This is a genomic window from Polaromonas sp. P1_E1_2 (genome assembly GCF_056406035.1).
In genome coordinates, this window is the sequence record NZ_JBFUAZ010000238.1 from 1 (window position 1) to 5,859 (window position 5,859).

Genomic DNA, 5,859 nt, shown 5'->3' on the forward strand with positions numbered 1-5,859 from the left:
CAAGAGTTGTGCGCGGCCCAGGTCGGCGCTGCTCAGCCGGTGGGGATTGCCGTGCACAGGCCGGCCACGCTCGAAGTCCTCGCGGCTGACAGCCGTCACCGCTGCAGGCTGGCGCTGGTAGCGGTAAATATTGGTCACGTTGACGGTGTTGTTGACCACGATGTTGTGGTTCACCTGCGTGACGTAGCGCGGGCTCACGCGGTAGGCGGGGCGAAAGGCTTCGCCGGGTGCCAGCGGGAACCAGCCCACACCGGGCCGCGGTGCGCCGCCGATGGAAATGTTCCAGTTCACACCGCCGCTGCTGCCGCCCACAAAAGCGACGAGGGCGGGCGCATAGACAGGGCGCGGTGCCAGCCGGCCCGGCACCCAGGCCCAGCGCGGGCCGATTTGTGCCCAGCGGCCATAGTGAAACGGTGCAAACCCCCAGGGCGCGTCGTCCACCCAGGTCCAGCCCCAGGGCGAGACCCAGGCCCAGTGGCCGACGCGGTAGGGCGCCCAGTTGGCGGGCACGGCGCGCGGTATCCAGACGGCACCGTAGGCCGGGTCCTGACTCCAGTTACCGTAGCTGTCGAGCTGCTGGTAGCCCACGGTTTCGCGCGGTATGTAACGCGCCGAAACCGACTGGTCTTCACGCCGGTCGCGGTTAGCGGCCCACAGGTCAAAACTGTCCTGCTGTGCGGCGCCCGGTCCTGCCGGGGTGAGCTGCGTGCCGCTGAAGTTGGCCTGCTGGCGGCTTTGCAGCGTGACAGGGGCGACGCCGTCGCCATAAATCACGCCGCTGCCCGACTGGGCCACCACGCGCGTCGTGTTGCTGGCAGGGTCGACGTCCAGCCGGTAGTCACCGGGCTGCGCCACCACAAACGCGAGGTTGGGCGTATCCACTTCCAGGCGCTGGCCTTCGTAGAGGGCCCGCACGCGCAGCTTGAGCGTGCCTTGGGCGAGGCGCAGCTGGGTGGTGTTGTCGTCCAGTGCCTGGAAATCCAGGCTGGTCTGGCTGTTCATGCGCAGCGCGGTCGAGCCCACGTACAGTTCCGAGCGGGCGCCGGGGCCCGTCCACAGCCTGTCGCCGGCTGTCAGCGGCCGGTTCAGCATGGCGGGTGTCCAGGCCGGGGCTTCTGCCGGGTTGTTGCTGTCGCCCGGTGCGAAGCTTACGGCGCCTTCGGCCAGGTTAAGTCTGGCGACCCGGCCGGGTGGGTCCAGCTGGGCGCCCTGAGGCGCAGGTTCCTGCGCCCAGGCAACGGGCTGCAGCAATGCCAGCAGGACTGCAAAGGCCAGCAGCACGAAGTACCCGTAAAGGTGCGAAGGCCGGAAGGCCGTGTGGTCGGTATGGGACGAATTTGTGTCGCTGGTGTCGATTGCTGTCATGTTGAACGCTCTCTTCCTGTCTTGCGGGACATGGATGGACTGGAAGGCGGGCTGACACGTAACGGTCATGATCGCATCGTGATCGCCAGCCTGATGAGGAGACCTTACCCAGTACAACGTGCGTGACGATGGATGGAGTGCTAACAGGCAGTAAAGATTGCGAAACAGAAGGCAGGAATGAAACGGGATGTRATGTCCGCAGCGGCTGATCTTTCTGTTGATGACATTTTTATTAGAGAAAAATGCCTGCAAGTCAATGCAGACGAGCGCGAGCAGCTATCAAAAAAGGAGCGACTGGGTTGCGGCGAAAAAATGGCGCGTGCAATATGAGACGATTGCCCCATGCAAGATTTCTGGCCTTCCAGTGGCTTTTCCCGGCTCCAGCGCAACGCACGCGGCTGGCTCGCCCTCTCCGACGACTATCTGCGGCTCTTCCTCGCGCGGCCCGAACTCGCGCCGGTGGCGGAGTCATGCGATGCCGAACGTGCCTTGCACGCCGCACTGGTGGCCGCGCCGTCCCGGCCGGTCTCGCCTGCCGAATTGACGGCCCTGCAAGATGCGGATGCGCGTGACAACTACAAGCTGTTTTTGCGCTTTCGCGATGGCTTGCTCGCCGCCGGCACGCTGGAGGCGTATTACCTGAGCCTGTTCCCGCGGGACGGAACGGGCCGCATCGACATACCGCCGTTGTTCATCGACCTGGTTGCCCAGGCCGTTGTCCACAATGTGCTGCACGGTTCCACCGACGCATATGAAGTGCGCGCCGCTGAAATGCTGTTTCGCCCGCAGCGCATCAGTACACAGGACGGCCAGGTGCTAAGCGGCGACCAGGAGGTGATCGACATGTTCAATGAGACCGGCGGTGTGGGCGACTTCGGCCGCTTCCTTGCGGAGGCCAAGGCGCCGGTGCCTGTTGTGGAGCTGCAGGTGCTCAATGACGACAACGCTTTCACGTATTGGCAGCAGCCGGGCCGCCACCGTTTTTTGCTGGACCTGACGCATGAAGTCAGCAACGACCTGAGCCACGGCCTGGTCTTCACCATGGTGCGTGCCCGCTCAGGTCTCAAGGCGCTGGCAAGTGTGTTGCAGAAGTGGGTGAAGCATTTTCTGGGCGTTGAAGTCACCATCCGGCCCGTGCAGAAAGTGGACGATGAAGCCTGGCGCTGGCATGTAGGGCTGGACGTGGACTCCACAGCCTTGCTCAATGACCTGTATGAGGGAAGGGACGTTGCGCCCGACCGGCTGCAGCGCCTGGTCAGCCTGTTCCGGCTGGAGTTTGTGGATGCGCGGGAAATGCGCAGCGATGTGGCCGGCAAGCCGGTGTACCTGGGATTGATGATGAACGCCGACGGGGTGGTAAAGCTCAAGCCGCAAAACCTGCTGGTGAACCTGCCGCTGCTGCCTGCAGCTTCCTAGGGGTGTGCGCGGATCAAGCCGGATCATTTCAGTCGCTGCCCTCCACTTCCACCACCAGCACGCGGGCCTCGCCCACCGGCGAGGCGACATGCTCGGTGCCCACGCTCGCGAAAAAGATGTCGCCGGTTTCCAGCATCACGGAGCATTGTCCGCAGTTGTCGCGGTAACGCATTTCCACGCGGCCATCGAGCACCGCAAACACTTCTTCGCCTTCGTTGATATGCCACTTGTAGGGTTTGTCGGTCCAGTGCAGCCGGGTGGTGATGCCCTGCATATTGGCTACCGTCAGCGCGCCCCAGGCGCGTGCTGCGGTGAAATCCTTGCTTCGGATGATCTTCATGTCGGTCTCCATCAGGTGCAGTGAAAGCCCCGCCATGCTACGTCGCGGGGCCGGCGGAACCATGAATTCTTCGGGGGCCATTGATTCCGTATCCGCATCACTGAAATGCGCCGTTCAGGACTCCGCGGCGCTAAGATGGTTTGCATGAAAAGCGTATTGCTGCCCTGCGGCGAAGCCGTTTCCGCCCTGGGCATGGGCACCTGGAACATGGGCGATGCGCCGGCGCGGCGCGCCGACGAACTCGCGACCCTGCAGCTCGGCCTGGACCTGGGCTGTACGCTGGTCGATACCGCGGAAATGTATGGCGAGGGGCTGGCCGAAGAGCTTGTTGGCGAGGCGCTGCAGGGAAGGCGTGATGAGGCCTTCATCGTCACCAAGGTGTATCCGCACAATGCCTCGAAGGCGGGAACGGTGGCCGCGTGCGAGCGCAGCCTGCGGCGGCTGCGCACCGACCGCATTGACCTTTACTTGCTGCACTGGCGGGGTTCTGTGCCGCTGGCCGAAACCATGCAGGCTTTGATGGCGCTGCAAAAGGCCGGCAAGATCCGTCATTACGGCGTGAGCAATCTTGACCTCTCCGACATGCAGGAGCTGTGGCAAGTGCCCGGCGGTCAGGGCGTGCAAATCAACCAGCTGCTGTACAACCTCACGCGCCGCGGCATTGAGTGGGACTTGCTGCCATGGCTGCATGAACGCAAGGTACCGGTCATGGCCTATTCACCGATCGAGCAGGCGCGGCTGCTGCGCCATGCGGGCCTGACCCGCTTCGCCGCGCGTCACGGCATGCAGCCCGCCCAGGCGGCGCTGGCCTGGGTGCTGGCGCAGGGCGGCGTCATCGCGATTCCCAAAACCAGCCATCCGGAACGGCTGCGCGAGAACGCCGCGGCAGCGCAGATCCGGCTCAGCGATGAACAACTGGCTGAACTGGATGTGTTGTTCAAGCCGCCTTCCCGCGCCACCTCGCTGGAGATGATCTAGACCTTTCCAGGGGTCAACGCATCAGCCACATCCCTACTGCCAGCAAGGCCGCCTGGACGGCCATGGCGATGTAGAGCGGCTTGCGGGAAGGCGTGGCGGCATCCTGAAGCGTCTGGCTAATACGCTGCGCGAGCAGAGTGCGCAACACGGGGTCAGGCGAACCTGGTGCTGGCGCAGGTGCGGCCTCGGCGGCGCGGGCCTGCTGCCATTGCGCCAATACATCAGCCAGCGGCAGGCGGTTCACCACGAAATTGATCATGCCGCGCACGGCGCGTCCCTGGCCCAGCACGGGCGCCAATTGCTGACCGATGGCATCGGCCGACAGCATCTCTGACACCCGTTCGAGTGCACCCTTGGTTCGCGGCATGGCCTCGATACGTCCGGCAATCGCGTCCGTCAAGCGCTGCGACATGGCCTCTCCATGACCCGTCACGACTTGTTGTATGGCCCGGCTGCGGCCACGCGCCACGCCCAGCATCAGGTAAATCGGAACAAAGGCCAGCAGCAGCATGCTGACCAGCAATGGCGGTGAAAACAGCAAGGCGAGGATGGCGCCGGCGCCGCCTGCATGCGCAGCGGCGGGCATGCCAAGGCCGGACAGCCGGCTCAGGTAGAAGAAGAACACGCCACCGCCCAGCAGGAAAGCCAGCAAACCACCCATGGCGACGGAACTGGCAAACGCCATGCCGGCTTTGGCGCCGGTGCGCACCATGGATGGCGCGGCAGAAGAGTTTGATGACATGCAAGGCCCCCCTTATTTTTTAAAGGGCTGATCATAAGCGGCGCTTGCGGGGGCGCTGGTGGTGCATGGCAGACGCTGCAGCCCGTCCGCGCCATCGCCGATCGAGACGCCGGACCCCGCGGATCACGGTCCGGCCTCGCTACGCCGCCATGTTGTATAGACAGGCCGGCGAATAAAATTGAAGGTCAAACCGGTTGCAAGCGGGTGCTTCTTTTTCATTCGCCTTATGCTTGCAAGCCCCATAAGGAGACCTTCCCCATGCTTCGCAAGTTTTTGTCGTTCATCGCCCTCGCGCTCATGCTCTGTGCCGCGCAGGCCCAAACCTACCCGGCCAAGCCGATCCGGCTGATCGTTCCGTTCCCCCCCGGCGGCGGCACCGACATCCTGTCGCGCCTGGTGGCCAACAAGCTGACCGAGGTCAGCAAGTGGAATGTGATCCCCGACAACCGCGGCGGCGCCGGCGGCACCATCGGCATCGCCGAAGCCGTGCGTGCCGCGCCCACGGGCTATGACATGGTCATGGGCCAGAAGGACAACCTGGTCGTTGCACCCTGGCTGTACAAAAACCTGAGCTACGACCCGACCAGGGATTTGGTGGCCGTGGCCCACGTGGCTTACACGCCGGTGGTGATCGTCACGGGCGTGCAGTCGCGCTTCAAGACGCTGGCCGACGTGGTGGCGGCAGCCAAAGCAGCGCCCGACTCCATCACCTACGGCTCGCCCGGCAATGGCACGACCATCCACCTGGCCGGCGAGATCTTCAACAGCRCCGCCAACATCAAGCTGCGCCACGTGCCCTACAAGGGTTCCAACCCGGCCATGATGGACGTGCTGGCCGGCAACGTGGACCTCATGGTGTCCTCGCTGCCCTCGGCCATTGCCCAGATCAAGTCGGGCAAGCTGCGCCCGCTGGCCGTCACCTCGGCCCGCCGCAGCACCTCGCTGCCCGAAGTGCCTACCGTGGCTGAACTGGGCTACAAGGACTTTGACGTCAGCACCTGGTACGGCCTTTTCATGC

General features: G+C 64.1%; 7 protein-coding genes. 4 read left to right on the top strand and 3 right to left on the bottom strand.

The genetic code is table 11. The features are described from left to right. Window positions 1–1,365, bottom strand: a 1,365-nt coding sequence (locus tag AC1D1P_RS12415; RefSeq protein WP_477673191.1) for a DUF6600 domain-containing protein, incomplete at its 3' end; no start/stop codon positions are given. 177 nt (window positions 1,366–1,542) lie between these two features. Here AC1D1P_RS12415 and AC1D1P_RS12420 point away from each other — a divergent pair. After that, entirely contained in the window at window positions 1,543–1,695 is a 153-nt protein-coding gene (locus AC1D1P_RS12420) for a hypothetical protein (RefSeq protein WP_477668591.1), read from the top strand. Between the two features lie 12 nt (window positions 1,696–1,707). Then, complete coding sequence (locus AC1D1P_RS12425; protein WP_477673192.1) at window positions 1,708–2,781, top strand: DUF6352 family protein; 1,074 nt, start codon at window positions 1,708–1,710, stop codon at window positions 2,779–2,781. Window positions 2,782–2,809: 28 nt separating this feature from the next. On the opposite strand, the gene AC1D1P_RS12430 is transcribed toward AC1D1P_RS12425, so the two are convergent. Beyond that, window positions 2,810–3,121, bottom strand: a complete 312-nt coding sequence (locus tag AC1D1P_RS12430; protein WP_477668589.1) for a cupin domain-containing protein — start codon at window positions 3,119–3,121, stop codon at window positions 2,810–2,812. A 144-nt stretch (window positions 3,122–3,265) separates the two neighbouring features. On the opposite strand from AC1D1P_RS12430, the gene AC1D1P_RS12435 reads away from it, so the two are divergent. After that, window positions 3,266–4,099, top strand: a complete 834-nt coding sequence (locus tag AC1D1P_RS12435) for an aldo/keto reductase (protein ID WP_477673193.1) — start codon at window positions 3,266–3,268, stop codon at window positions 4,097–4,099. 13 nt (window positions 4,100–4,112) lie between these two features. On the opposite strand, the gene AC1D1P_RS12440 is transcribed toward AC1D1P_RS12435, so the two are convergent. Then, the gene (locus AC1D1P_RS12440; protein ID WP_477673194.1) at window positions 4,113–4,841 is read right to left on the bottom strand and encodes a hypothetical protein; all 729 of its coding nucleotides are present in this window, start codon (window positions 4,839–4,841) and stop codon (window positions 4,113–4,115) included. A 258-nt stretch (window positions 4,842–5,099) separates the two neighbouring features. Between AC1D1P_RS12440 and AC1D1P_RS12445 the strand changes: the two genes are divergently transcribed. Beyond that, window positions 5,100–5,859 (top strand): Bug family tripartite tricarboxylate transporter substrate binding protein (locus AC1D1P_RS12445; RefSeq protein WP_477673195.1); only part of this gene is annotated, 760 nt, incomplete at its 3' end.

What these genes read in the sequence shown, in the direction of transcription:
- AC1D1P_RS12430 (WP_477668589.1), bottom strand. Translation starts at nt 3,121, where the DNA reads ATGAAGATCATCCGAAGCAAGGATTTCACCGCAGCACGCGCCTGGGGC.
- AC1D1P_RS12435 (WP_477673193.1), top strand. Translation starts at nt 3,266, where the DNA reads ATGAAAAGCGTATTGCTGCCCTGCGGCGAAGCCGTTTCCGCCCTGGGC.
- AC1D1P_RS12440 (WP_477673194.1), bottom strand. Translation starts at nt 4,841, where the DNA reads ATGTCATCAAACTCTTCTGCCGCGCCATCCATGGTGCGCACCGGCGCC.
- AC1D1P_RS12425 (WP_477673192.1), top strand. Translation starts at nt 1,708, where the DNA reads ATGCAAGATTTCTGGCCTTCCAGTGGCTTTTCCCGGCTCCAGCGCAAC.